The organism is Asanoa ferruginea, from assembly GCF_003387075.1.
GTDB classification, from domain to species: domain Bacteria; phylum Actinomycetota; class Actinomycetes; order Mycobacteriales; family Micromonosporaceae; genus Asanoa; species Asanoa ferruginea.
Genome location: NZ_QUMQ01000001.1, coordinates 8,180,542 through 8,206,449 on the forward strand (window position 1 = coordinate 8,180,542; position 25,908 = coordinate 8,206,449).

General features: G+C 70.5%; 19 protein-coding genes. 2 read left to right on the plus strand and 17 right to left on the minus strand.

Annotated features, from left to right (window positions below):
* Positions 1-108 precede the first annotated feature (108 nt).
* Positions 109-1,743 carry an AMP-binding protein gene (locus tag DFJ67_RS38165; RefSeq protein ID WP_211333985.1) on the plus strand — a complete coding sequence of 545 codons (1,635 nt, stop codon included), beginning with the start codon at positions 109-111 and terminating at the stop codon, positions 1,741-1,743.
* Here DFJ67_RS38165 and DFJ67_RS38170 read toward each other — a convergent pair.
* From DFJ67_RS38170 to DFJ67_RS43080, 16 genes are all read right to left on the minus strand, one after another.
* The gene (locus DFJ67_RS38170; RefSeq protein ID WP_116074002.1) at positions 1,738-2,406 is read right to left on the minus strand and encodes a response regulator; all 669 of its coding nucleotides are present in this window, start codon (positions 2,404-2,406) and stop codon (positions 1,738-1,740) included. The genes DFJ67_RS38165 and DFJ67_RS38170 overlap by 6 nt on opposite strands.
* On the minus strand, positions 2,403-4,991 hold the full coding sequence (locus DFJ67_RS38175; protein WP_116074004.1) for a sensor histidine kinase: 2,589 nt from the start codon (positions 4,989-4,991) through the stop codon (positions 2,403-2,405). Before DFJ67_RS38175 ends, DFJ67_RS38170 begins: the two co-directional genes overlap by 4 nt.
* 35 nt (positions 4,992-5,026) lie before the next feature.
* Positions 5,027-5,929, minus strand: coding sequence for a potassium-transporting ATPase subunit C (locus DFJ67_RS38180; protein WP_116074006.1), 903 nt, complete (start codon positions 5,927-5,929; stop codon positions 5,027-5,029).
* Positions 5,929-8,064 (minus strand): potassium-transporting ATPase subunit KdpB, encoded by a 2,136-nt coding sequence (kdpB, locus tag DFJ67_RS38185; RefSeq protein ID WP_116074008.1) that lies wholly within the window; start codon positions 8,062-8,064, stop codon positions 5,929-5,931. Before kdpB ends, DFJ67_RS38180 begins: the two co-directional genes overlap by 1 nt.
* A 26-nt stretch (positions 8,065-8,090) precedes the next feature.
* On the minus strand, positions 8,091-9,746 hold the full coding sequence (kdpA, locus tag DFJ67_RS38190; protein ID WP_116074010.1) for a potassium-transporting ATPase subunit KdpA: 1,656 nt from the start codon (positions 9,744-9,746) through the stop codon (positions 8,091-8,093).
* The gene (gene kdpF, locus DFJ67_RS38195; protein ID WP_116074012.1) at positions 9,746-9,835 is read right to left on the minus strand and encodes a K(+)-transporting ATPase subunit F; all 90 of its coding nucleotides are present in this window, start codon (positions 9,833-9,835) and stop codon (positions 9,746-9,748) included. Before kdpF ends, kdpA begins: the two co-directional genes overlap by 1 nt.
* A gap of 220 nt (positions 9,836-10,055) precedes the next feature.
* A complete protein-coding gene (locus DFJ67_RS38200) occupies positions 10,056-11,291 on the minus strand; it encodes an RNA polymerase sigma factor (RefSeq protein WP_116074014.1) in 1,236 nt (411 codons plus the stop codon).
* The gene (locus DFJ67_RS38205) at positions 11,288-11,644 is read right to left on the minus strand and encodes a YciI family protein (protein WP_203784320.1); all 357 of its coding nucleotides are present in this window, start codon (positions 11,642-11,644) and stop codon (positions 11,288-11,290) included. Before DFJ67_RS38205 ends, DFJ67_RS38200 begins: the two co-directional genes overlap by 4 nt.
* Before the next feature lie 98 nt (positions 11,645-11,742).
* The gene (locus tag DFJ67_RS38210; protein ID WP_116074016.1) at positions 11,743-12,012 is read right to left on the minus strand and encodes a hypothetical protein; all 270 of its coding nucleotides are present in this window, start codon (positions 12,010-12,012) and stop codon (positions 11,743-11,745) included.
* Positions 12,013-13,129: 1,117 nt separating this feature from the next.
* Complete coding sequence (gene treZ, locus DFJ67_RS38215) at positions 13,130-14,872, minus strand: malto-oligosyltrehalose trehalohydrolase (RefSeq protein ID WP_116074018.1); 1,743 nt, start codon at positions 14,870-14,872, stop codon at positions 13,130-13,132.
* The gene (treY, locus tag DFJ67_RS38220) at positions 14,869-17,187 is read right to left on the minus strand and encodes a malto-oligosyltrehalose synthase (protein ID WP_116074020.1); all 2,319 of its coding nucleotides are present in this window, start codon (positions 17,185-17,187) and stop codon (positions 14,869-14,871) included. Before treY ends, treZ begins: the two co-directional genes overlap by 4 nt.
* 10 nt (positions 17,188-17,197) lie before the next feature.
* A complete protein-coding gene (gene glgX / locus DFJ67_RS38225) occupies positions 17,198-19,315 on the minus strand; it encodes a glycogen debranching protein GlgX (protein ID WP_116074022.1) in 2,118 nt (705 codons plus the stop codon).
* A 149-nt stretch (positions 19,316-19,464) separates the two neighbouring features.
* On the minus strand, positions 19,465-20,748 hold the full coding sequence (locus DFJ67_RS38230; protein WP_116074024.1) for a citrate synthase: 1,284 nt from the start codon (positions 20,746-20,748) through the stop codon (positions 19,465-19,467).
* Positions 20,749-20,885: 137 nt separating this feature from the next.
* Positions 20,886-22,949 (minus strand): sulfatase-like hydrolase/transferase, encoded by a 2,064-nt coding sequence (locus tag DFJ67_RS38235; protein WP_116074026.1) that lies wholly within the window; start codon positions 22,947-22,949, stop codon positions 20,886-20,888.
* Complete coding sequence (locus DFJ67_RS38240; RefSeq protein ID WP_116074028.1) at positions 22,933-24,351, minus strand: class I SAM-dependent methyltransferase; 1,419 nt, start codon at positions 24,349-24,351, stop codon at positions 22,933-22,935. The genes DFJ67_RS38235 and DFJ67_RS38240 overlap by 17 nt, the downstream gene beginning before the upstream one ends.
* A 7-nt stretch (positions 24,352-24,358) precedes the next feature.
* Positions 24,359-24,529 carry a hypothetical protein gene (locus DFJ67_RS43080; protein WP_170216159.1) on the minus strand — a complete coding sequence of 57 codons (171 nt, stop codon included), beginning with the start codon at positions 24,527-24,529 and terminating at the stop codon, positions 24,359-24,361.
* A 282-nt stretch (positions 24,530-24,811) separates the two neighbouring features.
* Between DFJ67_RS43080 and DFJ67_RS38245 the strand changes: the two genes are divergently transcribed.
* Positions 24,812-25,204 carry a VOC family protein gene (locus DFJ67_RS38245; protein WP_116077147.1) on the plus strand — a complete coding sequence of 131 codons (393 nt, stop codon included), beginning with the start codon at positions 24,812-24,814 and terminating at the stop codon, positions 25,202-25,204.
* Here DFJ67_RS38245 and DFJ67_RS38250 read toward each other — a convergent pair.
* A complete protein-coding gene (locus tag DFJ67_RS38250; RefSeq protein WP_116074030.1) occupies positions 25,144-25,887 on the minus strand; it encodes a helix-turn-helix domain-containing protein in 744 nt (247 codons plus the stop codon). The two genes, DFJ67_RS38245 and DFJ67_RS38250, sit on opposite strands and share 61 nt — an antisense overlap.
* Positions 25,888-25,908 lie beyond the last annotated feature (21 nt).

Sequence of the window (25,908 nt, forward strand, 5' to 3'; positions counted from 1 at the left end):
CACGACACGCGGCCCGCCGGAAGGGTTACGGCGCGTTGTCCTTCAGCTACGGAACCACAGACGGGGGTACGGCCGGCCCGTGCGCCCCGATATGGCAGCGTTGACCGGGTGTCTCTGCTCCCCGCCCTGACCGGCGCCTTCGGCGACGAACCCGAGGCCGTCCGCGTCGGTGACCACGCGCTCTCGTTCGCCGACCTGGCCGCGGCCGGCGGTGCCGTGGCCCGGCGGATCCAGGGCGCCAAGGCGGCGGCCGTCCTCGCCACGTCCACGGTGGAGACCGTCGCCGCCGTCCTGGGTGGGCTGGCGGCAGGCGTTCCGATCGTGCCGGTCCCACCCGACGCGGGGGTCGCTGAGCGCGACCACATCCTCCGCGACTCCGGCGCCGACGTGCTGCTCACCGCGACGACCGATACGACGTGGCGGACCGGCCACGCCACGCGGACCGGGCCGACCGCCGCGACCGCGCCGAGAGGCGCGACCGGGCCGAGAGGCGCGACCGGGCCGAGAGGCGCGACCGGGCCGACCGGAACGACCGGGCCGACCGGCACGACCGGCACGACCGGGCCGACCGGCACGACCGGCACGACCGGGCCGACCGGCACGACCGGCACGACCGGCACGACCGGCACGACCGGCACGACCGGCACGACCGGCACGACCCTGCCGACCGGCGTCGAGCTTGTCCCCATCGACATCTCCGAGAAAGCACCCTGGGCTGAGGCCGCGCAGACCGAGACACCGGCGCTCGTCCTCTACACGAGCGGCACCACCGGCAAGCCCAAGGGCGTCCCGATGACCCGGGACGCGATCGCCGCCTGCCTGGACGGCCTCGCCGCCGCCTGGGACTGGACCGCCGACGACCGCCTGGTGCACGCGCTGCCGCTCTACCACGTACACGGACTGGTCCTAGGGGTGCTCGGAGCCCTGCGCACCGGCAGCCGCCTCCACCACACCGGTCGCCCACTCCCCGACCTCCTGGCGCAGGCTTGCGGCACCCTCTATTTCGCCGTCCCCACCATCTGGCACCGGGTAGCGGCAGCGCCGGAGGCCGCCCGCCAACTCAGAACCGCCCGCCTGCTCGTCTCCGGCAGCGCCGCTCTGCCCGCCGGCGTCTTCGCCGCCATCGAAGAGCTGACCGGGCAGGCCCCGGTCGAGCGCTACGGCATGACCGAAACCCTGATCACCGTCGCGACGCGGGCCGACGGCCACCGCCAGCCGGGCGCCGTCGGCGTCCCGATCAAGGGCGTGGAAACCCGCCTGGTCGATGACCACGGCGAGCCCGGAAAACACGACGGCACGACGCCGGGCGCCCTGGAGATCCGCGGTGCCACGGTGTTCGAGGGCTATCTAGGTCGCCCCGACGCGACCGCGGCCAGCTTCACCGCGGACGGCTGGTTCCGCACCGGCGACGTGGCCACCATCGACGGCGACGGCGTGCACCGGATCGTCGGCCGGGCCTCGACCGACCTGATCAAGACGGGCGGCTACCGGGTGGGCGCCGGCGAGATCGAGGATGCCCTGCTCACCCACCCGGGCGTCAAAGAGGCCGCGGTGGTCGGCCGCCCGGACGACGACCTGGGCCAGCGGATCGTCGCCTACGTGGTGGCCGACGGAGCCGACCAGGACGCCCTGATCCGGCACGTGGCAACGACCCTGTCCGCACACAAGCGACCCCGCGAGGTCGTCTTCGTCGCCGAACTCCCCCGCAACGCCCTGGGCAAGGTGCAGAAACACCGCCTATAACACCAGCCGATAGCCGACCCCCGGCTCGGTCAGCAGATGCTGCGGCCGCGACGGCACGTATTCCAGCTTGTGCCGGAGCTGCGTCACGTACTGCCGGAGGTAGTTCGTCGATCCTTCATACGACGGCCCCCACACCTCCCGCAGCAACTGGCGGTGGCTGACCAGCCGCCCCTCGTGCCGGACCAGGATCTCCAGCAGGTGCCACTCGGTCGGCGTGAGCCGGACCGACGGATCGCCACCGCGCAGGGTGCGGTCGGCGACGTCCACGACGTAGCGGCCGATCCGCACCGAAGGCACCCCCGACGTGGGAAGCCGGCGCCGCGCGACCGCCCGCAGGCGGGCCAGCAACTCCTCGACCAGGAACGGCTTCGTCAGATAGTCGTCGGCTCCCGCGTCGAGGGCCGCGACCGCGCCGCCGCTGCGGCCGGTCAGCACCACCACCGGCACGGCGGTCCAGGAACGCAGGCCGCGGATCACCTCGAGACCGTCCATGTCCGGCAGGCCGAGATCAAGGACCACAAGGTCGGGGCGCGCCCGCAACGCCAGCCGCAACGCGCCGGCACCGTCGCTGGCGAAATCGACGGCGTAGCCGCGTACGCGAAGGTTGATCTGAAGTGTCCGCACGATCTGCGGGTCGTCGTCGACGACGAGCACCCGCATCATCGACGGTGGCGGCGTTCCCGCACAGCCCGCTCGACCGCCTCGGGTGCCGCGCCGTCGCCCGGGGAGACCGCGGCGGGCAGCGCCAGCACCATGGTCAGCCCGCCGCCGTTGGTGGTCTCCGGCATCAGGGTGCCGCCCATCGCCTCGGCCAGGCCCCGGGACAGCGCCAGACCCAGGCCGACGCCGTTGTGGTTGTCGCGGTCGCCCATCCGCTGGAACGGCACGAAGACCTTGTCGCGGTCGGCCTCCGGGATCCCCGGGCCACGGTCGACCACGCGCAACTCCACCAGTGAGCCGTGGTAGCGGGCGGTGACCGTTGGCGGCCGGCCGGCGGGGCTGAAGCGCAGCGCATTAGTGATCAGGTTGACCAGGATCCGCTCCAGCAGGCCCGGGTCGGCGGCCACGGCCGGCAGGTCGGCGGTGATCTGGGCGCGGACCAGCCGGCCGGCCTCGCCCAGCTCGTCGAGCGCCCGTGGCACCGCGTCCTCCAGGCCGATCTCGGCGAGCGTCACGCCGAGCGCGCCGGCCTGGAGCCGGCTCAGGTCGAGCAGGTTGTCGACCAACCGGGCCAGCCGGTCGAGCGACTCGTCGGCGGTCGCGAGCAGGTCGTCGCGGTCGTCCTCGGAGAACGCCACCTCCTGGCTGACCAGGCTGTCGACGGCGGCCTTGGCGGAGGCCAGCGGGGTACGCAGGTCGTGGCTGACCGCGGCCAGCAGGGCGGTACGCATCCGGTCGGCCTCGGCCAGCGGGCGGGCCTGCGCGGCCTGCTCGGCCAGCCGCTCGTGCCGGAGCGCGACCGCGGCCTGGGCGGCGAACGCCTCGATCAGCCGGCGATCGGCGGCCGCGACCGTCCGCCCGCTCAGTGCCAGCACCAGCCCGTCGTCGACGCTCACCTCCGTCGAAGCGTCCCCGGGCGCGGCGCACGGCGGGCCGCCCACGCAGGCCGCGACCGACCAGGCCCGCGGGTCGCGCTGCTGGTCGGGCCGGGCGTCGGCGCGGCGTTCGAGCAGCGTGACGGCCTCCAGCCCGAAGGTCTCGCGGAGCCGCTCGAGCAAGGCCGTCAGCGGGCGGGTGCCGCGCAGCACGCTGCCGGCGACCGTGGCCAGGGTCTGCGCCTCGGCGCTGGCCTGGGCGGCGTCGCGGGTCCGGCGGGCGGCTACGTCGACGATCCAGGACACGGCCGCCGCGATCACCACGAACACGAGCAGCGCGAGGATGTTCTCCCGCTCGGCGATCGTCCAGGTGTGCACCGGCTCGGTGAAGAAGAAATTGATCAGCAGCGACGCGGCGACGGCGGCGAGCAGGGCCGGCCAGATGCCGCCGACCAGCGCGATGCCGACGACCGCGGCCAGGTAGAGCAGGATCTCGCTGGGCAGCGACAGGTCGCCGCGCAACGGCCACAACAGGCCGGTCAGCGCGGGCAGCCCGAAGGCCGCCAATCCCAGGCCGATCAGCCGGCGCCGGGCCGAGAGGGCGGGTGCGGGAGCGGCCAGGCGGCGGCCCCGGCCGACCTCGTCGTGGGTCACCAGGTGCACGTCGATGGCGTCGGAGCGGGCCGAGGTGGTGACGCCGACGCCGGCGGCGAGGAGTTGGGCCAGCCGGCCGCGCCGGCTCACGCCGAGCACGAGTTGGGTGGCGTTGACGCCCCGGGCGAACTCGAGCAGCGCCCGCGGGATGTCGCCGCCGACCACCTGGTGGTAGCTGCCGCCCAGACTCTCGACGAGCAGCCGCTGCTTGGCCAGCAGGGCCGGGTCGGCGCCGGTGAGGCCGTCGGAGCGGGCGACGTGCACCGCCATCAGGTCGGTGCCCTTGCTGCGGGCGGCGATCCGGGCGGCGCGGCGGATCAGCGTCTCGCCCTCCGGCCCGCCGGTGACCGCGACGACGACGCGTTCCCGGGTCTCCCAGGTCGTGCCGATCCCGTTGGCGGCGCGGTAGCGCTCGAGCTGCTCGTCGACCTTGTCAGCGACCCACAGCAGGGCCAACTCGCGCAGCGCCGTGAGGTTACCGACCCGGAAGTAGTTGCCGAGCGCCGCGTCGATCTTGTCCGGCCGGTAGATGTTGCCGTGCGCCATCCGCCGGCGCAGCGCCTCGGGCGTCATGTCGACCAGCTCGACCTGGTCGGCTCCGCGCACGACGCTGTCCGGCACGGTCTCGCGCTGTGCGACGCCGGTGATCTGCTCGACGACGTCGTTGAGCGACTCCAGGTGCTGGATGTTCACCGTGGACAGCACGGTGATCCCCGCGTCGAGCAGCTCCTGGACGTCCTGCCAGCGCTTCTCGTTGCGCGAGCCGGGCACGTTGGTGTGCGCCAGCTCGTCGACCAGCGCCACCTCGGGCGCCCGCGCGAGGAGCGCGTCGACGTCGAGTTCGGTGAACGCGACGCCGCGATACTCCATCGCGCGCCGCGGCACCACTTCAAGATCAGAGACCATCCGGCCGGTGTACGCCCGGCCGTGCGTCTCGACCAACCCGACCACCACGTCGGTGCCCCGATCGAGGCGGCGCTGTGCCTCCTCGAGCATGGCCACCGTCTTGCCCACACCAGGGGCGGCCCCGAGATAGATCCGCAGTTCTCCGCGTGCCATCGGATCCCTTCCTAAGAACCGCCCCTGGCCCCCCGTCAGCGAGCGGGCAGCTCGCGGTCCAGCGCGAGGTTGAGCTTCAGAACGTTGACACCGGGCTCACCCATGAAGCCGAGCGCGCGGCCCTGGGTGTTCTCGTCGACCAGCTTGCGCACGGCGGCCGGGTCCGCGCCACGCTCGCGCGCGACCCGGTTGACCTGGAGGTCCGCGTACGCGGTGCTGATCTGCGGGTCGAGGCCCGAGCCACTGGCGGTGACCGCGTCGGACGGCACCGCCGGGTCGGCCGGCGCGTCACCGCGGATCGCGGTCAGCACCCCGCCCGAATAGTCCTCGCCGGGCTTGCCGCACTCGACGGCGACGCCCTCGTAGGTGGCGACGAACGGGGTCGCCGGGCAGGCCTGGTTGACGCTGACCGCCCGGGTGACGGTGCCGGTCAGGCCCTGGGCCCGGAAGACCCGGAGCACGGCGCCGACGCCGTCGCTGGTGCAGAACGGGCGGGCGCCGGAGACGCCTTCCCGCTGGCCAACCTCGGCGCTGCGGGCGCAGACCTGGGTGAGCAGGCTCTGCGTACCCTCGTCGGGGTTGCCCTCGTCGTCGACCGCGCCCGGCACCGGGAGCACGTCTTCGATGCTCTCCGGGCCGAGGTTGCTGGCCGCGGTCGAGGTCGGGTCGTAGCCGTCGCCGGCCGCCGACGGGCGCGACTGGAAGTAGGTCAGCACGGCGTTGCCGTCGGCGTCGGTGAACGACTGCCCGATCAGCCCGCTGCCCACCTCCTTGCCGTCGGCGGTTTTGACGATCGAACCGTTGGCCTTGTCGTGCAGGCCCGGTATCTGGGCGACGCCGGTCATCACCAGCGGGTAGATCAGGCCGAGCAGGACGGTGAAGACCAGCACGGCGCGCAACGCCGTCAGGTGCTGGGAGATCCAGGAAGGTAGGCGCATCAGAAGATCCCTTGGATGATCAGGTCGATGATCTTGATGCCGATGAACGGGACGATGATCCCGCCCAGGCCGTAGATCCAGAGGTTGCGGGTCAGCAGCTTCGACGCGCTGCTCGGCCGGTAGCGCACGCCGCGCAGGGCGAGCGGGATCAGCGCGATGATGATCAGCGCGTTGAAGATGACCGCGGAGAGGATCGCCGACTCCGGGCTGGACAGCTTCATGATGTTGAGCGCGTCCAGGCTCGGGTAGATGCCGGCGAACATGGCCGGGATGATCGCGAAATACTTGGCGATGTCGTTGGCGATCGAGAACGTGGTCAGCGCACCACGGGTGATCAGCAACTGCTTGCCGATCTCCACGATCTCGATCAGCTTGGTCGGGTCCGAGTCGAGGTCGACCATGTTGCCGGCCTCTTTGGCCGCCGACGTGCCGGTGTTCATCGCCACGCCGACGTCGGCCTGCGCCAGGGCGGGCGCGTCGTTGGTGCCGTCGCCGGTCATGGCGACCAGCCGGCCGCCTTCCTGCTCCTTCTTGATCAGGGCCATCTTGTCTTCGGGCTTGGCCTCGGCGAGGAAGTCGTCGACACCGGCCTCGTCCGCGATCGCCTTTGCGGTGCGCGGGTTGTCGCCCGTGATCATGACGGTCCGGATGCCCATGCGGCGCATCTCCTCGAACCGCGCCCGCATGCCGGCCTTGACCACGTCCTTGAGGTGCACGACGCCGAGCGCCCGGGCGGGCTGCCCTTCGATGTGCTCCGCCACGACCAGCGGCGTGCCGCCGCTGCCCGCGATGGCGTCGACGGTCTCGCCGACCTCCTCGGTGGGGTGGCCACCGTTCTCGCGTACCCACTTCATCACCGCCGACGCCGCACCCTTGCGGATCCGACGGTCGGTCAGGTCCACACCGGACATTCGCGTCTCGGCGCTGAACGCCACGAACTGGGCGTTGGGCATCACGCCCTCCTCGCGCGCCCGCAGGCCGTAGTCCTGCTTGGCGAGCACGACGATCGAGCGACCCTCGGGGGTCTCGTCGGCGAGGCTGGAGAGTTGCGCCGCGTCGGCGAGCGTCTCCGCGGTGACCCCTTCGACCGGCAGGAACTCCGATGCCTGGCGGTTGCCCAGGGTGATCGTGCCGGTCTTGTCGAGCAGCAGGGTGTTGACGTCGCCGGCGGCCTCGACGGCCCGGCCGGACATGGCCAGCACGTTGCGCTGCACCAGCCGGTCCATGCCGGCGATGCCGATCGCCGAGAGCAGCGCGCCGATCGTGGTCGGGATCAGGCAGACCAGCAGCGAGATCAGGACGATCCCGGAGATGCCGTCGGCGTTGAGCGACTGGGTGTCCGGCGCGGCGCCCTGGAACGCCTTCGCGAAGATCGCCATCGGCTGGAGGGTGACCACCGAGAGCAGGAAGATGATGGTCAGCGCGGCCAGCAGGATGTTGAGCGCGATCTCGTTGGGCGTCTTCTGCCGGGTGGCACCTTCGACCAGCGCGATCATGCGGTCGATGAAGCTCTCGCCCGGCTTCTGGGTGATCTTGACGACGATCCGGTCGGAGAGCACCTTGGTGCCGCCGGTGACCGCGCTGCGGTCGCCGCCGGACTCGCGGATAACCGGTGCCGACTCGCCGGTGATCGCCGACTCGTCGACGCTGGCGATGCCCTCGACGACGTCACCGTCGCCGGGGATCGTCTGGCCTGCCTCGACGACGACGATGTCGCCCTGTCGAAGCTCGCCGGCCGACACCACCTCGTCGCGGTAGCGCGACGTCGGTGTGCCCGGCTCCCAGCCGGTCAGCCGGGTGGCCATCGTGTCCCGCTTGGCCGCCCGGAGCGTGGCGGCCTGCGCCTTGCCTCGCCCCTCGGCGACGGCTTCGGCGAGGTTCGCGAAGATCACGGTGAGCCAGAGCCAGACCGTGATCAGCCAGGCGAACAGCGTCGGGTCGGTGATCGCGAGCACGGTGGTGAACACCGCGCCCACCTCGACGATGAACATCACCGGGTTGCGCCACAGGGTGCGCGGGTCGAGCTTGCGGGTCGCGTCGGGCAGCGACGTCCATAGCTGCTTGGGGTCGAGCAGGCCGCCGCCGATCCGGCGCGGCGCCGCAGTCGGTGCGGCCGCCGTTGTTGTTGCAGTCATCTCCAGAATCCTTTGTGGACGGCGGCTCAGAGACCCTCGGCCAGCGGGCCGAGAGCGAGGGCGGGCAGGAACGTCAGGGCCACCAGGACCACCGTCACGCCGACGAGCATCGCGACGAAGAGCGGCCGGTGCGTCGGCAACGTGCCCTTCGACTCGGGCACCGGTTGCTGTCTGGCCAGCGCGCCCGCGAGGCCGAGCACCATGATGATCGGCAGGAAGCGGCCGAGCAGCATAGCGAAGCCGAGCGCGTTGTCCCACCAGCCGGTGTTGACGGTGATGCCGGCGAACGCCGAACCGTTGTTGTTGGCGGCCGAGGTGAACGCGTAGAGCACCTCGGAGAAGCCGTGTGGACCGACGTTGAGCATCGTCGTGTGGTTCGACGTCGCCATCGCCGCCGCCACACCTATCAGCACCACCGCCGGTGTGATCAGGAAGTAGAGCGACGCGAACTTGATCTCACGGGACCCGATCTTCTTGCCGAGATATTCCGGCGTACGACCGACCATCAGGCCGGCGACGAAGACCGTGATCACGGCGAGCACGAGCATGCCGTAGAGACCCGCGCCGACACCGCCGGGCGCGACCTCGCCGAGCATCATGTTGATCATCGGCATCATGCCGCCGAGCGACGTGTAGGAGTCGTGGAACGAGTTGACCGCACCCGTCGACGTCAGCGTGGTTATCGCGCCGAAGGTCGCCGAGTTCGACGTCCCGAACCGGATCTCCTTGCCCTCCAGCGCCGCGCCGACCGCGTGCGGGACCGTGCCGTTGCCGGCGAGCTCGAACGCGTTGGTCAGGCCGATGCTGGCGATGGCCAGGATGCCCATCACCGCGAGGATCGCGTACCCCTGGCGGTTCTGACCGACCATCCGGCCGAACACCCGCGGCATGCTGACCGGGATCAGCAGGATCAGGAACAGCTCGATCCAGTCGGTCCACGGCGTGGGGTTCTCGAACGGGTGGGCGCTGTTGGCGTTCATGTAGCCGCCGCCGTTGGTGCCCAGTTCCTTGATGACCTCCTGGCTGGCCACCGGCCCGCCGGTCAGGGTCTGCGACCCGCCGGTCAGCGTGGACACGTCGTGACCGCCGGAGAAGTTCTGCACGACGCCGCCGATGATCAGCGCGACGGTGGCGACCACCGCGACGGGCAGCAGGATGCGCAGCGTGATCCGGGTCAGGTCGACCCAGAAGTTGCCAAGCGTGCCGCTCTTGCGCCGGGCGAACCCGCGAACGAGGGCCACCGCGACCGCGATGCCGACGCTGGCCGACACGAAGTTCTGCACCGCCAGGCCGCCCATTTGCGACAGGTGGGTCATGGTCGACTCACCCGAGTAGGCCTGCCAGTTCGTGTTGGTCACGAACGAGACCGCCGTGTTCCAGGCGATGTGGTCGGTGACGCCCGGGAACTTCGGGTTGTCCCAGAGCACGCCCTGTAGGCGCAGCAGCGCGTAGAGGAACAGGATCGAGAGCGCGGAGAACGCCAACAGGCTTCCGGCGTACGCCTTCCAGGTCTGCTCGCCTTCGGGGTTGACCCTCAGCACCCGGTAGATGCCGCGCTCGACGACGGAGTGCTTGGCCCCGACCACCACCCGGTACATGTAGTCGCCGAAGTAGCGGTAGGCGACCGCCAGGGCGACCAGGAGCGAAACGATGAACAGTATGCCCGCGACAGTCATGCTCATCAGAAACGCTCCGGGAACAGCAGTGCGGCGAGCAGGAACACCGCGAGCGCGGCCGAAACGATCAGGCCGATCAGGTTGACGGCGCTCACAGCTTCTCCACCCCTCGCACCACCAGCGCGAGGATGGCGAAGAAGGCCACCGTCACGAGTACGAACAGCACGTCATGCACGTGCGTAACTCCTATTCATCGAAACCGGGGCGGCCCTCGACAACGGACAGGCGCCGGAGGCATCGAAACGCCGAAGCGGGCGTGAGGGAACTGGCTCAGACGCTTTCCATACGCGGCCTGATGCTTTCTTGACGCGTTGACTACGCGGAGGCCCGGCGCACGGCTTCGAGCCGCTCGGTGAGGAAGCGGCGCTCGGGGTCGTTGCCGGTAAGGGCGATGGCTTCCTCGTACGCCGCCGCGGCCTTGTCCCATTCGCGCAGCTGGCGGAGAAAGTCGGCGCGGGCGGCGCTGAGGTAGGGGTAGGTGGCGAGGGTGGGATCGGCGAGCAGCGGGTCGAGTTGCTCTAGTCCCGCATGTGGCCCGTCACGCATGCCGATCGCCGCCGCCCGGTTGAGCGCGACGACCTTCGAGGGCCAGAGCGTCAGCAGCCGGTCGTAGAGGGCGACGATCGCCGGCCAGTCGGTGTCTGCCCAGGTCTTCGCCTCGGCGTGCACGGCGGCGATGGCGGCCTGGAGCGCGTAGCGGCTGGGGTTGTGGTGTCGGAGTGCGCGCACCAGCAGGGCGACGCCCTCGTTGATCTGGTCGGTGTCCCAGCGGGAGCGGTCCTGCTCTTCGAGCAGCAGCAGGCGGCCGTCATCGCCGACCCGGCTGGCCGACCGGGCGTCGATCAGCAGCATCAGCGCGAGTTGGGCGCTGACCTCGGCGTCGGTGGGCATCAGCAGGTGCAGCAGCCGCCCGAGATCAAGGGCGCGGTCGAGCAGGTCGTGCCGGATCAGCCGGGGACCCGCGGGCGCCGTGTGCCCGGTCGTGAAGATGAGCTGGACCACCTCGAGCACGACACCGACCCGCGCGCCGAGCTGGTCGGGCGCCGGGGCGCGGTAAGGGATCCGGGCCTCGGCGATCTTCTTCTTGGCCCGGGTGATCCGCGCGCCCATGGTCGCCGGCGACACCAGAAAGGCCCGGGCCACCTCACTCGTCGAGAGCCCGCAGACCAGCCGCAGGGTCAGCGCGGCCTGGGCCTCGCGCGCCAGGGCAGGGTGGCAGCAGGTGAAGATCAGCCGCAGCCGGTCGTCGTCGAGCCCGGCATCCGGCCCCGCGGCGGCCTCGTCGGTGACAAGCAGCGGCATCCGCCGCCGGAACGCCTCCCGCCGGCGCAACTCGTCGCGGGCCTGATTGCGGGCGACCTGGGTGAGCCAGGCGCCAGGCCGGTCCGGAATGCCGGTCTGGGGCCAGGTTTTGAGCGCCCGCGCGAACGCGTCCTGGGCACACTCCTCGGCGAGATCGAGGTCACCGGTGGCCTGCGCCGTGGTGGCGAGGACCTGCGCCCACTCGCGGCGGTGGGCCAACGCCACCGCCGCGCCGACCGCGTCGGTCATTCGTGCTCGAGCACCGGACGGATCTCGACCCCGCTGTGCCCGGCCCGCACCTCGGGCAGCAGCGAGGCCAGCTTGACCACCTGATCGAGATCGTCGGCCTCGAGCAGGTAGTAGCCGCCGAGCGCCTCTTTGGTCTCCAGGAACGGCCCGTCGGTCAGCATCACGTCTCCGGCGGCGTCGGCCCGCAGTGAGGTCGCCACGGGCGACGACACGAGCTCGTGCCCCCCGATGATTTGCACACCGGCACTGTCGCGGAACGCGACATGGGCGGCGTCATGCGCCGCGCCCTGCTCGGGCGTCATGGATTCCCACTGCTCGGCGTCGCCGTAGATGAGCAGCATGTATTTCGCCATGAGACACACCTTCCCCGGGTAGGGGCCCTGGATGGAACCCCTTTGCCGCACCGACGAACCCGGCTGGGCCGAAATCGACAGCTCGGGCGAGAGCCGCGTCACACCTCGGCGAGCGGCACTAGATCACCCAAACCGATGAACCCGGAATATCTCGCGCGGTGATGCCGATCGACCAGCTCCTGCAGATCGGCGCGGTCGAGCACCGCATGGAGGAGTCCGTCGGCCGTCTCAACGTCGTGCGGGATCTCGGACCTGTGTGACCCGATCATCGGCGGCCGCTTCGACGCCGTGTGCAAGTCGGCGCGCACCGGCGACCACGGCAACTGCATCGACGGCAACACCCGCCGGATCAAGTTGGCCGCCGCCATGCCGATGTGCAGTCCCAGACCGGCGAGCGCAGGTGGGGCCGGCCTTTGATCGTCGTTATCCGGCGGCCCGCGTCGGTGCGTTCCCGATTGAGCGCGATAGCGGATATCGTGTTGAGAACGCCGGTGCGTCTTTCGCTCGGCCGAGGAAGCGCATTTCCCGCCGCGCGCGAGGGTGCGTCTTTGGTCGCTTGGTCGGGGCCAGTGTGGTCGGCTTCGACAATCCCCTATCGGCATTTCGGGCCGATTCTTGGCTTTCTTTTCTCGGGACATCGGTGCATTTCGCGACGGTCGCGACGGCGCCGCTCCCTCGGGCCCAGTCGATGCCTCCGCGGCCGGCTGCGATGATCCCCTTGCCTGCGTGCGCGGTTGGTCGGTCATGGGCTTCGCACCGCCCGAGTCGCCCTGACCTGCGATGACGCCTGGGTTCGTGGTCGGGCGCACCGCGCGGTGGAGCGGCGTGGCTGTCGGGGAGACGGGCTCTGGCGAGCTTTCGCCAGCAGCTGGTGCGCGGGGGTCGCGGTCAGTGGCGTGGCGCAGGCGCTCGGCCTGCCGTTGGGTCAAGCCCCAGGCACGATGGCGCTGATGCTCACGACGGAACTCCTCACCCGCAGGCGAATAATTGCGGGCCGCGGTGCGGTCGCGCATCACGGCTAGCTCCTTTGTGGTAAAGAATTGGAGCTGCCGCATGCATCAATTATCTCTGATCAACTGCTGAAAATCTGCCCCGCCAGAGGTTTTCGATAATGCAAAATCAATGGCGCGGACACGGTGGCCGGAAACGCGTTGGCGAACAGCCGTCGAGCGCACACCTCGGCTACCCAACGCCGATGCGCCTCTGGTCATCTGGTCGCGAGATCGTTGATGGTCCGCGTCGAACCGCGGCGCACCGCCGGTCTGCTGGCGCCCATCTGCCATCCGAGAGACGCGCTCCAGGTCAGTTGATGAGCGAACTCCCTCTCGTTGCTGACGTTGAAACGCCGGCCTTCCCGACCCCGTCGCAACGTTTGCCGCCGATGACCCACGGTCCAGTGCGGTCGCGTGCGTGGCGTTCCGCATGTTCGAGCAGGCCCGCGCTCACCTGATTCTTCGCTTGGTCCCTTGGCCAGATGGTGGACGCCTACGCGAGGGCGACGACGACTGCCGATTCGGCCGGGAGTTGGATGCCGTCACGCATGACCGTCGCACCGGATTCTGTTGCCATCAGGACTGAGCGGATGAAGCCCGGCACTGTGATGCGTTGGGGTTTGCCGGCCAGGTTGGCTGCCACCGCTACCGAACCTCGGTGCATGACCAGCCACTGGTCGCCGTGGGTTACCTCGATCTTGTCCAAACGGGGGTCGGACAGGTCGGGGGTCGCCTTGCGCAGGGCGATCAGGCGCGTATAGAAATCCAGGATTTCCGCATGGTCGGGCTTGTCGAGCTCGGCCCAGTCCAGCCGTGACCGCAGATAGGTCGCCGGGTCCTGCGGGTCGGGCACGTCGCCCTCGGGCCAGCCGTGTGACGCGAACTCGCGGCGGCGGCCCGTGGCCACCGCGGCGGCCAACTCCGGCTCCGGGTGGCTGGTGAAGAACTGCCACGGGGTGGTGGCGCCCCACTCCTCGCCCATGAACAGCATCGGGGTGAAGGGGGCCGTGAACAGCAGCGTTGCCCCGACCCGCAGCAGGCCCGGCGACAGCGACGCCGACAAGCGGTCGCCTATTGCGCGGTTGCCGATCTGGTCGTGGTTTTGCAGGTAGGCGACGAAGCGGTAACCGGGGACCCGGGTCCGGTCGACCGGGCGGCCGTGCACCCGCTGGCGGAACGACGACCAGGTGCCGGCGTGGAAGAAGGCTCCGGTCAGCACGTCCGAGAGGGTCTGGAGCGAGCCGAAGTCGGCGTAGTAGCCCTGCCGCTCCCCCGTCAGCAGCGTGTGCAGCGCGTGGTGGGCGTCGTCGTTCCACTGACCGGTCAGACCGTAGCCGCCGCCCTCGCGGGCGGTGATCAGTTTCGGGTCGTTGAGGTCGGACTCGGCGATCAGCGACAACGGGCGGCCCACGTGGGCGGACAGGGCGTCGACCGCGACCGCCAGTTCCTCCAGCAGGTGGGTGGCGCCGCGGTCGACCAAGGCGTGCACGGCGTCTAGCCGCAGGCCGTCGACGTGGTAGTCGCGCAGCCAGCCCGTCACGCTGTCGACGATGTAGGCGCGGACCTCGCCCGACAGCGGCCCGTCGAGGTTGACCGAGGAGCCCCAGCTGGTGCCCGGGCCCTCGGACAGGTAGGGACCGAACATCGGCGCGTAGGCCCCCGAAGGGCCGAAATGGTTGTAGACGACGTCGAGGACCACCCCCAGGCCGCGCTGGTGGCAGGCGTCGACGAAGCGCTTCAGGCCATCGGGACCGCCGTAGGACTCCTGCGGCGCGAACCAGCAGACGCCGTCGTAGCCCCAGTTGTGGTCGCCGTTGAACGCGTTGACCGGGAGCAACTCGACCAGGTCGACGCCGAGGCGGACCAGGTGGTCGAGGCGCTCGATCGCCGCGTCGAAGGTGCCTTCCGGAGTGAACGTGCCGATGTGCAGCTCGTAGAGCACGCTGCCAGGCAGCTGCCGGCCCGTCCAGGAAACGTCAGCCCACTGGTAGGCCGACTGGTCGTAGACCCGGCTGAAGCCGTGCACCCCGGCCGGCTGCCAGGCCGAGCGGGGGTCGGGCAACGGCTGGTCGTCATCGCCGAGCAGGTAGGCGTAGTCGGTGCCGGGACCGGCGGACGGCACGTCGAGCGTCCACCAGCCGGGCCGGGAGGCATCCAGCGAAAGCGCAAGATCGCCAGAATCCAAGCGCACCCGCACACGCGACACGTCCGGGGCCCACACAGAGAACACAGTCACGGCGCCACCACGGTTTCGGCGGGGGTCAGCAGTGCGACCGGATAGCTGACGAGCAGGTCAGACACCGGTAGCCGGGGTCCACTGTAAGCCCGTCCGGTGAACGAATCCGTAAAACGCCGCGAAGACGCAGAGTCATCAGGAACGGAAGAATTGCCCGGAAGGGTCAGATACGTGGTGTCCCAGCCGCCACGCAAGGACAGCCCGACGGGCAGCCGGGTGGCCACCGCGATCGCGCCGCCGCGGTCGAACGCGACCACATGGTCGGCCGCCGGGCCGAACACGGGTAGCTGCCGGTAGCCGGTGAACAGGTCGGGCCGGTCGCGGCGCAGCCGCAGCGCTCGCGAGACAACCAGCAGCTTCGCCGCGCCGGACGCGTCGACCGGCGGCTGCCACCCGCGATCGATCCGCTCCAGCAGAGCCGCCCGCGCGGCGAAGTCGACCGGCCGCCGGTTGTCGGGATCGACCAGCGAGTTCTCCCAGAGCTCGGTGCCCTGGTAGACGTCGGGCACGCCGGGCATGGTGAGCTGCACCAGCTTCTGCCCGAGCGCGTTGGACCAGCCGGCGGGAGTGATCTCGGCGGCGAACGTCGACACCGCCGCGTTCAGAGCCGGGTCGTCGTAGATGCGGTCGACCACGGCGTGCAAGGCGCCCTCGAACGAGGCGGACGGCGACGCCCAACTGGTCGACACCGAGGCTTCCCTGGCGGCCTTTTCCAGATAGGCGTGCAACCGCTCCCGAGAGATGGGCCACGCTCCCGCGACGGTCTGCCAGAGCAGGTGCGCACACGCCGGGTCGGGCAGCGGCGCCGCGGACATCCACGATCCGAGCGCCCGCGCCCAGCGGTCCGGCACCTCCGCGAGCACGGCCAGCCGCGCGCGTACGTCCTCACCGCGTTTGGTGTCGTGGGTGGAAAGGGCGGTCATCCCGCGCGGCCAGCGCCGGTGCCGGCGCGCCGCGGCGCCGTGGAACTCGCCGAGCCCGACGCCGAACCGCTCCGGCGCACCGCCGACCTCGTTGAGCGCGACGAACCGGGTCCACCGGTAGTAGGCGGTGTCTTCCACGCCCTTGGCCATCACCGCGCCGGTGAGCTGGGAGAAGCGCTGCGCCAGCTCGTCGTCGGGGTCGCGCAGCCGGGCGGTCAGCGCGTCGAGCGTCGGTGTGAGGTCGGGGCGCCGCCGGCCGGCCTCGGATCGGGCGCGGGCCAGGTGGCGCAGGCCGTCGGCACCGTAGGACCGGTAGACCGGGAAGTTGGCCGCCAGCTCGGCGAGCCCGGCGGCGGCGTCGGGCAGCGTGGGGACCAGTGCGGACAGCCGGTGCAGCTCGGCCGGGAACATCCGGTGTGCGACCTCGAGCTTGCAGGCGTGGGTCAGCTCGGGCCAGGACACCGCGACGCCGGTCAGCGACGTGTCCAGCGCGGTGAACGCCGCCTCCCCGGCCGGGTCGACGAACAGGCCGCAGACCTCACGCAGCGCGTCGTAACCGGTGGTGCCGTCGACGGGCCAGGCGAGCAGCTCCTCCCCGTACTCCAGAATCTTTTCGATGATCAACCACGCGCCCAGGGCCGCCCCGCGGAGCCGCGTCAGGTAGCCGACCGGGTCGCGCAGCCCGTCGGGGTGGTCGACCCTGATCCCGTCGATCTCGCCGGCGTCGAGCCAGCGCAGCACCTCGGCGTGCGTCGCGTCGAACACCGCCTGGTCTTCCACCCGCAGCCCGGCCAGGTCGCTGATCGCGAAGAAGCGCCGGTAGTTGAGCTCGGCATCGCCGCGCCGCCAGCCGACCAGCTCGTAGTGCTGCCGGGCGTGCACCTCGCGCGGGGTGCCGGCACCGGTGCCCGGCGCGATCGGATAACGGTGGTCGTAGTAGCGCAGCTCGCCGTCTTCGATCCGGAGGGCGTCGAGATCGCCGTCGTCGCCCAGGACCGGCACCAGGATCCGGTCCCGGGACCAATCGATATCGAACCAGGAGGCGTACGCCGAGTCCCGCCCGTTGGTCAGCACGTCCCACCACGCCGGATTGGCCGCCGGGACGGCGATGCCCGCGTGGTTGGGCACGATGTCGACGACGAAGCCCAGCTTGGCGGCGCGCAGCGCGGCGACCAGCCGCAGCCGACCGGCCTCGCCGCCGAGCTGCGGGTTGGCGTGGCGGTGGTCGACCACGTCGTAGTTGTGCGCCGAGCCGGGCGCGGCGGTCAGCAGCGGCGCGCTGTAGAGGTGGCTGGCACCGAGGTCGGCCAGGTAGCCGGCGAGGGCGGCGGTGTCGTCGAAGGTGAAGTCGGGGCGGATCTGCACGCGGTAGGTCCCGGTCGGCGTCGCCATCCCGGTGACCTCAGACCGATCGGTCGAGCACGACGAGGGACCGGTCCGGGACCAGGATCGACGCCCCGGCTTCCATCACCTGTTGGGTCTCCCCCGGATATTCGGCGGTACTGATCACGGCTTCCCATTTCTGCCCATATTCGTGCCCGGGGACGGTGAACCGCAGACCGTCGTCGTGTGCGTTGAAGCAGAGCAGGAACGAGTCGTCGACGTGCCGCTGGCCGTATTGGCCGCGTTCGCGGATGCCCTCGCCGTTGACGAAGAGCATCACCGCGCGGCCGAAGTGGTTGTCCCAGTCCTGCTGGGTCATCTCCCGCCCGTCGGGGGTGAACCAGGCGAGGTCGGGCAGCGGTGCGCCGGCGCTGCGGGTCTGCACCGGCAGGCCGGTGAAGAACCGGCGGCGGCGGAACACCCGGTGGCTGGCCCGGAAAGCGGTGAGCTTGCGGACGAAGGCCAGCAGGTGCTCGTCGACGTGTTCCCAGTCGACCCAGCTCAGCTCGTTGTCCTGGCAGTAGGCGTTGTTGTTGCCGTGTTGCGTGCGGCCCAACTCGTCGCCGTGCCCGATCATCGGCACGCCCTGGGAGAGCAGCAGGGTGGCGAGGAAGTTGCGGCGCTGCCGGGCCCGCAGGGCGAGCACGCCGGGGTTGTCGGTCGGCCCCTCGACGCCGGAGTTCCACGACCGGTTGTGGCTCTCGCCGTCGCGGTTGTCCTCGCCGTTGGCGTCGTTGTGCTTGTCGTTGTAGGACACCAGGTCATTGAGGGTGAAGCCGTCGTGGCAGGTGACGAAGTTGATGCTGTGGAACGGCCGGCGGCCGTCGTCTTGGTAGAGGTCGGCCGAGCCGGAGATCCGGGAGGCGAACTCGGCCAGCGTCGCCGGCTCGCCGCGCCAGAAGTCGCGGACGGTGTCGCGGTATTTGCCGTTCCACTCGGTCCACACCGGCGGGAAGTTGCCGACCTGGTAGCCGCCGGGGCCGATGTCCCACGGCTCGGCGATCAGCTTGACCTGGCTGACCACCGGGTCCTGCTGCACCACCTCGAAGAATGTCGACAGGCGGTCGACCTCGTAGAACTCGCGGGCCAGGGTCGCGGCCAGGTCGAACCGGAAGCCGTCGACGTGCATCTCCTCGACCCAGTAGCGGAGCGAGTCCATGATCAGTTGGAGCGAGTGCGGCTGCCGCATGTTGAGGCTGTTGCCGGTGCCGGTGTAGTCGACGTAGTAGCGCCGGTCCTGGTCGGAGAGCCGGTAGTAGCTCGGGTTGTCGATGCCCTTGAAGCCCAGCGTCGGGCCCAGGTGGTTGCCCTCGGCGGTGTGGTTGTAGACCACGTCGAGGATCACCTCGATGCCGGCCGCGTGCAGGGTCTTGACCATGCCGCGGAACTCCTGCACCTGCTGGCCGAGCCGGCCCATCGCCGAGTAGCCGTGGTAGGGCGCGAAGAAGCCGATGGTGTTGTAGCCCCAGTAGTTGCGCATCCCGAGGTCGACCAGCCGGTTGTCGTGCACGAACTGGTGCACGGGCATCAACTCGAGGGCGGTCACGCCCATCTTCTTGAGATGGTCGACGACCGCGGGATGACCGATTCCGGCGTAGGTGCCGCGCAGCTCGTCGGGGACCGCCGGGTGCTTGCGGGTCAGCCCCTTGACGTGTGCCTCGTAGATGACCGACTCGTGGTAGGGCGTCCGTGGCGGCCGGTCGTTGCCCCAGTCGAAGAAGGGGTTGACGACGACGGCCTTGGGCACGAACGGCGCCGAGTCGGTGGTCGACATCCGGTCGGGGTCGTCGAAGTCGTAGTCGTAGACCGCCGGGTCCCAGTTGACGTCGTCGTCGATCGCCTTGGCGTAGGGGTCGAGCAGCAGCTTGTTGGGGTTGCAGCGCAGCCCCGCGCGGGGGTCGTAGCGCCCGTGCACCCGGTAGCCGTAACGCTGGCCCGGCTCGACGCCGGGCAGGTAGGCGTGCCAGACGTAGGCGTCGACCTCCTGCATGCTGACCCGGCGCTCGTTGCCGAGCCCCCACTCGTCGAACAGGCACAGCTCGACCCCCTCCGCGACCTCCGAGAAGATCGCGAAGTTGGTGCCGGTGCCGTCATAGGTGGCACCGAGCGGATATCGCTGGCCAGGCCAGACCTGCATGTGACGCAGCCTCCTGTTGGCGGTGTCAGAGCGGCACCGGCCGGATCCCGGCCGGTGCCGCCTATTGCCCCACCGACGGTAGCGTCAATCCAGCGGGTCGTCCGTTGACGACCTCGTCGAGCGCTTTGCCGGATCTTTCCAGAATACCGTCAGCGCTGGTCGATGCCCACGAAGTCACGCTGTGCGGCGCCGGTGTAGAGCTGCCGCGGGCGGCCGATCTTGGTGGCCGGGTCGGCGATCATCTCGCGCCACTGCGCTATCCACCCGGGCAGCCGGCCCAGCGCGAACAGCACGGTGAACATCTTCGTCGGGAAGCCCATCGCCTTGTAGATCAGGCCGGTGTAGAAGTCGACGTTGGGGTAGAGCTTGCGCGACACGAAGAAGTCGTCGGCCAGCGCGATCTCCTCGAGCTGCATCGCGAGGTCGAGTAGCGGGTCGGCCTTCGACATGCGGGAGAGCACGTCCTGCGCCGACTTCTTCACGATCGCCGCGCGCGGGTCGTAGTTCTTGTAGACCCGGTGGCCGAAGCCCATCAGCTTGACGCCGGCCTCGCGGTTCTTGACCTTGTTGACGAACGCCTTGACGTCGCCGCCGTCGCGCTGGATCTGGTCGAGCATCTCCAGCACGGCCTGGTTGGCACCGCCGTGCAGCGGGCCCATCAGCGCGTTGACGCCGGCCGCGACCGAGACGAACAGGTTGGCGTTGGCCGAGCCGACCAACCGTACGGTCGAGGTCGAGCAGTTCTGCTCGTGGTCGGCGTGCAGGATGAAGAGCATGTCGAGCGCCTTGGCCATGACCGGGTCGACCTCGTATTTGGTCGCCGGGACGCCGAAGGTCATCCGCAGGAAGTCTTCGACGTAGCCGAGGGAGTTGTCCGGGTAGAGCAGCGGCTGGCCGATCGACTTCTTGTAGGCGTAGGACGCGATCGTCGGCACCTTGGCCAGCATCCGGATCGTGGAGATCTCGACCTGGTCGCGGTCGAACGGGTCGAGGCTGTCCTGGTAGAAGGTCGACAGCGCGCTGACCGCGGAGGAGAGCACCGGCATCGGGTGCGCGTCGCGCGGGAAGCCGTCGAAGAAGCCGCGGAAGTCCTCGTGCAGGAGCGTGTGCAGGCGGATCTTGTCGGTGAACTCACCGAGCTGGTCGGCGGTCGGCAGCTCGCCGTAGATCAGCAGGTAGGTGACCTCGAGGAACGAGGAGTGCTCGGCGAGCTGCTCGATCGGGTAGCCGCGGTAGCGGAGGATCCCCTCGTCGCCGTCGATATAGGTGATCTCCGACGAGGTCGCGGCAGTGTTGACGAAACCCGGGTCATAGGTGACATATCCGGTCTCTTTCAGCAGCGCGCCGACGTCGAGGCCCGCGGGGCCCTCCACGGCCGGTCGTACCGCCATCGAGAGCTGCCCGGCCGGGTGGTCTAGCTTGACATCGGTCATCAGGTCCTCGCTTTTGACGGGTGGGGGGATGTCGCGTCGTTGTTACGCCTCAGTACAACGGTAATCGTTCGACATGATCCGCCGGAATCGCGCCCAGGTCCCCGGCGACGAGGGATTTGCCACACCTGAGCGGTCGATCAGGCGGTCGGGAGTCGCTTGAGCTCTCCGCCAGCAACTTCGTAGATCGTCAACGTGTTGGCGCCGGGCACGAAGAGCGTCTCGTCGGGGACGAGCGCCGCGAACCGGCGGCCCTTCTTGTCGGCCCAGGTCGCCTGGGTGACCGCGCCGATCTTCCCGTTGACGGCGATCGCGATCGGCGTGCCGTCGCGGATCTTGCTGGGCAGCTCGCCGTAGACCAGCGCGGGGATCGTGCCGGTCTCCGGCTCGACGTCGGCGAACGCGTCGGCGTCGTCGACCTTGATGTTGGGCCCGGCGCCCTCGCTGACCGTGAGCGTGTCGACCCGCCGGCCGACCAGGTCCGGCCGGGTTCTGGGGGCCATGTGCGGGCCCGCCTGGCCAGAGATGATCTTCTGGAACGTGCTCGTATCGGAGATTTGCACGGGTTTGCCAGGCAGATCGCAGTATGTGTGGTCAGGGGTGGTTCGCGGCGGTGCCGACACCGGGCGACCGTCGACCTGCCACGGCACCGTGACACCGGCCATCTCGGCGACCGTCGGCAGCAGGTCGACGTGTTGCCAGTTGCGGTCGTCGACCGCGCCGGCCTGCTGGCCCGGCGACTTGATGAACAGCGGCACCCAGAGCACCTCTTCGGGCGACGCGGTCACCGCGCCCATCCCCCGGCCCTGGTGGTCGAGGGTGAAGGAGACACCGTGGTCGGCGGTCACCACGACGACCGCCTTGTCCCACAGGCCGGTCTGCTTCATCCGCTCGATCATCTTGCCGACCAGCAGGTCGGTGTAGCCGACCTGGGCCAGGTGCCGGTCGCGGGCGGTCTCCACCCAGCCGGGGCCGTCGAGCGGGAAGTCTTCCGGCGCCTCGTAACGCGTGCCGGAGGGCAGATAGTTCCACGGCGTGTGCGGCATCAGCAGGTGCAGGAAATGCAACTCGGGCCGCTGGGTCGGCACCAGCCCGTCGAGGAACGTGGTGAACCGGGACGGCTGGTTGTCGTCGAGGCTGTCCCAGCGGAACTTCGGGTCGCCGGGCGCCACACCCGAGCGCGCCTCGGCGATCGTCGACTCGCGGTAGGTCGCCTCCGGGTCGTCGGCCGGCTCGTCGCGCGGCGAGGCGATCTGGCCCAGCACGCCGGCCACCTCGCGGAGCAACGCTTTCATTCCGCCGTCGTGCTTCACCGCGTCGCCACACTCGCTGGGCGGGCACAACTCGGTGATGGTCTCCTGCACATTGGTGTCGTAGGTGCCGCCGAGCAACGTGAAGAGGTTGTCGGGATAGGCCGCGTAGTGCGGGGCGACCTCTTTGGCCGGATAACGACCGGTCAACATCGCGGGCATCGCGTACGGGGTCCAGCCGCTCACCCCGGTCGCGTTGCGATACCAGGTCGAGCCGCCGGCCAGCGCCGCGATGTTGGGGTATTTCGCGCTGTCGATCCGCCCGTCGGGCCCGAGCAGCGAGACCAGCGGAAACTCGTCGAGCATGAGCATCACCACCGGCGGGTGGCTGGCCTTGGTGCTGGTGACGTCGGAGCGTGCCGACAGCGCGGCCGACGGCAGCACCACGGCCGAGGTCGGCGACGCGAACGCGAACAGCGCGACGAACACCAGCGGGCCCAGCGAGGCGATCCGCATGAGCTGGCCCGGCACCCGCCAGCGCCAGTAGGCGTAGGCGATCGCGGCACCGACCGCGAGCCCCAGCACCGCCAGCGGCAGGCCGCGCATGGGCAGCAGTTTCTTGCCGACCTGCACGGAGATCGCGGCGACCAGCAGGCCGACGGTGACGGTATGGGTGATCTTCCGGGTGCGCGGCCCGACCAGCCCGGTCAGCGCGCCGAGCGTCCAGAGCACGGCCGGCGGCACGACCGTGACCAGCGCGACCAGCAGCAGGATGTCGCCCCGGCCGGCGCCGTAGAAGAGGAAGAAGTCGGGACTCCGGCCGGTCACGTCGAGCAGCGGCTGGGCGATCGCCAGCCCGCACAGGGCGATGATCTCCAGCAGCGGTGCGAGCTCTCCCCGGGCCCAGACCCGGACCTGGTGCGGCGCGGCCGCCGCTTCAGTCACGCCGGACACCCGCGATCAGGGTACGAGTGCCGCCCGGCAACGTCTCCCGCCGCGCGATGTCGAAGCGCTCCCCGAGCAGCCGGACGAACGTCTCGACGTGGTAGTCGGGGAACAGCCCGTCGGGCTTGTTGGCCAGCAACCGCCGCGCCATCGGGTCTTCGGCGTGCACGAACTCGACGACCACGTGCCGGCCCATCCCGGCCAGCCAGTCGACGATCGCCGGCAGCGGCACGTTGCGCCCGATCGCCAGGTGGTGCACGAGCGCCAGGGCCAGCGCGACGTCGGCCTTGGCGGCGCGGGCGGCGAACCCGGCCCGCTCGACGCCGGCCCAGCCGCCGCCCGGCGAAGGGTCGGCGAGGTCCATCACGATCGGCAGGATGCGCTTCTCGCCGTCGGCGCGGAGCTGGCGGTAGAGCGTGTCGACGACCGCGGGATCGGCCTCGACGGCGACCACGTAGCCGGCCTTGGCGGCCGCCTGCCGGGCGAACACGCCATCGTTGGCACCCAGGTCGAGCACCAGGTCGGTGCGGTCGGCGGCGTCGAGCGCCGCGTCGACGAAGCGGGCCTTGGCCGCCCGGTCGTCGTCGGAGTAGCTGCACGTCTCCCGGTAGCCGCCCCAGTGTGTGGCCGGCGGCGCCCAGTCGAGCTTGTCGACCAGCTTGGCCATCGCCCGCGCGGCGGCCGCGACCAGCTCGCTGTTGAAGCCGGCGTCGCGGAGCTGCTCACGGACCGCGCCGGTGCTCCGGTCGGCGTTGCGCGACTGGATGCTGTCGTGCAGGTGCACGTGCTTGAGCACGCCCGCCGCCAGCCGCCTGGTGCCGCCGAAGAGGCGGCGCATCTGCGCCGGCTCGACGCCGTCGATCTGGGCCCGCAGCAGCGGCCGCGGGTCGAGGTCGAGATGCGCCTGGAGCATCAGCGGGTAGAGCAACGTCTGGCAGAACTGCCGGTAGCCGGCCCACGGCTCGCCCGGCCGGGCCGGCTCGAACGAGCCGATGTCGATGAACTCGGGCGCCGCTCCCCGCCACTGCAGGTTGTAGGCGGAGCCGTCCTTCATCGTGAAGCCGGCGGCCAACGCGCGCCGCAGCAGGTCGAGGTGCAGCCGGGCGGCGTCCTGCCGCATGGCGTGCGACCACTCGTAGGGATAGGTCACGAACGGGATCGGCGTGTGGCGCAGCGTGGCACTCCAGGTGCCGGGCTCGCCGGGCAGTTCCCGGTCGACCTCGTCGGTCGCGGTGACCGTGCCGTCGGTCTGGGTGCGCGCGAAGAAGTCGCTGGCCCGCAGCGCCTTCCAGTCTTGCGCCGCCTGCGCACCCAGACCGCGCAGGACCTCGTCGCCCGAGTAGAAGACCCGGGTCTGAGGGTCGCGGAAAGAACCCGGCTCGGCGTGCGGCCGGGGGTTTTCAGGTGTCACCGAGCGCTCAGTCCTGGTCGGCCGTTGTCGCTTCAGCCGGCGTCTTGCGGCGGAACACGCTCTTCAACCGTCGCCAGTAGAGCTTGGCGGCCACCACCACACCGGCCGTGCCGGCCACCAGCGCCTGCACGATCAGGCTGCCGGACCCCGCGTCCAGATAGGCCAGATGGGTTTGCATCCCGCCCACTCCTCCCTCTTTGCCACCCGCGCTCGTGCGACCGCCCCCGCGGTCGGTTGAGCACGCGGTGTTGACTGCCCCGTCCTCCCCGGCACCGCGTCATCACGCGGACAACACCCGTTTTCCACCCGGACGGATGTTTGTCACGTGCCGTGCCCCGACCCTACGCTTGAGATCGGATCGGCGCAGCGTCCCGAGCGCGTGCCCTGGCGTGTCTTGTCCAACATGGCCGGGTCCGATTCCTTCAAGACCCACCCCCGCCGGCCGTCCTACGGTGGCGGCATGACACTTCGCATTGACCTGTTCGGGCTGGTCGTGGCCGATATGGAGCGATCGCTCGCGTTCTATCGCGCGCTCGGCCTGGACATCCCCGCCGAGGCCGACAAGGAGCCGCACGCCGAGGTCACGCTGCCCGGTGGCCTGCGGTTGGCCTTCGACACCGTCGAGACGATCCGGTCGTTCGACCCGTCGTGGCAGCCGCCGAGCGGCTCGGCCCGCGCCTCGCTCGCGTTCCGGTGTGACTCACCGGCGGAGGTCGACGAGACGTATGCGCGGATGACGAAGGACGGGCACACCGGGCACCTCGCGCCATTCGCCGCTTTCTGGGGCCAGCGCTATGCGACCCTGACCGACCCCGACGGCAACGCGGTCGACCTTTTCGCCGCGCTCGGCTGAAGCAGGTCGCCGAGCGGCACGCCGGCCAGGTCGCGCACGTCACGCGACAGGTGCGGCTGGTCGGCGTAGCCGGCCTCGGCGGCCGCCAGAGCTGCCGGCACCCCCGATCGCAGCAGCGCGAGCGCGCGGCGCAGCCGCAGGATGCGGGCCAGCGTCTTGGGGCCGTAGCCGAACAGGTCGCGGCTGGCCCGGTGCAGGTGCCGGGCGCTGAGCCCGATGGTCGCCGCGGTCTGCGCCACCGTCGCGCCGCCGGCCAGCCGGCTGGCGACCACGCGGGCCCGCGGGTCGGGGCCGCCGGCCGCGCGCAGCCGCGCGTCGGCGACCCGGTCGAGCAGGTCGCCGCCGCCACCGCCGGCCATGCCGTCGTCGATCTCGCGGACGGTCGCGGCCGGCCAGAGCGCGTCGAGCGGCACCCGCTGGTCGGTGAGCTCGGCCGCGGGCACGCCGAAGACGGCCGGGCCGGTGCCGGGCGGGAAGCGCAGGCCGACGATCACCTCGCCGGCGCTGAGCTCGGCCAGGTCGGCGGTGGTGTCGGGGCCGGCGATCAGCAGCCCGGTGCGGCTCGACCAGATCAGGTCGGTGCAGCCGTCGGGCAGGATGCGCGCCTGCGCCGGGCCGGTCATCCTCCGTTGCCAGACGACCGCGCCGGGGATGCGGGTGGCGGCCGACTCCTGCACGCTCATGCCGGTCAGCGTCCCACCCGG

What these genes read in the sequence shown, in the direction of transcription:
- treY (WP_116074020.1), bottom strand. Translation starts at nt 17,187, where the DNA reads ATGGCGACGCCGACCGGGACCTACCGCGTGCAGATCCGCCCCGACTTC.
- DFJ67_RS38245 (WP_116077147.1), top strand. Translation starts at nt 24,812, where the DNA reads ATGACACTTCGCATTGACCTGTTCGGGCTGGTCGTGGCCGATATGGAG.
- DFJ67_RS38250 (WP_116074030.1), bottom strand. Translation starts at nt 25,887, where the DNA reads ATGAGCGTGCAGGAGTCGGCCGCCACCCGCATCCCCGGCGCGGTCGTC.
- DFJ67_RS43080 (WP_170216159.1), bottom strand. Translation starts at nt 24,529, where the DNA reads ATGCAAACCCATCTGGCCTATCTGGACGCGGGGTCCGGCAGCCTGATC.
- glgX (WP_116074022.1), bottom strand. Translation starts at nt 19,315, where the DNA reads ATGCAGGTCTGGCCTGGCCAGCGATATCCGCTCGGTGCCACCTATGAC.
- kdpB (WP_116074008.1), bottom strand. Translation starts at nt 8,064, where the DNA reads ATGACTGCAACAACAACGGCGGCCGCACCGACTGCGGCGCCGCGCCGG.
- DFJ67_RS38170 (WP_116074002.1), bottom strand. Translation starts at nt 2,406, where the DNA reads ATGATGCGGGTGCTCGTCGTCGACGACGACCCGCAGATCGTGCGGACA.
- DFJ67_RS38180 (WP_116074006.1), bottom strand. Translation starts at nt 5,929, where the DNA reads ATGCGCCTACCTTCCTGGATCTCCCAGCACCTGACGGCGTTGCGCGCC.
- DFJ67_RS38210 (WP_116074016.1), bottom strand. Translation starts at nt 12,012, where the DNA reads ATGGCGGCGGCCAACTTGATCCGGCGGGTGTTGCCGTCGATGCAGTTG.
- DFJ67_RS38230 (WP_116074024.1), bottom strand. Translation starts at nt 20,748, where the DNA reads ATGACCGATGTCAAGCTAGACCACCCGGCCGGGCAGCTCTCGATGGCG.
- DFJ67_RS38200 (WP_116074014.1), bottom strand. Translation starts at nt 11,291, where the DNA reads ATGACCGACGCGGTCGGCGCGGCGGTGGCGTTGGCCCACCGCCGCGAG.
- DFJ67_RS38205 (WP_203784320.1), bottom strand. Translation starts at nt 11,644, where the DNA reads ATGGCGAAATACATGCTGCTCATCTACGGCGACGCCGAGCAGTGGGAA.
- kdpA (WP_116074010.1), bottom strand. Translation starts at nt 9,746, where the DNA reads ATGAGCATGACTGTCGCGGGCATACTGTTCATCGTTTCGCTCCTGGTC.
- DFJ67_RS38175 (WP_116074004.1), bottom strand. Translation starts at nt 4,991, where the DNA reads ATGGCACGCGGAGAACTGCGGATCTATCTCGGGGCCGCCCCTGGTGTG.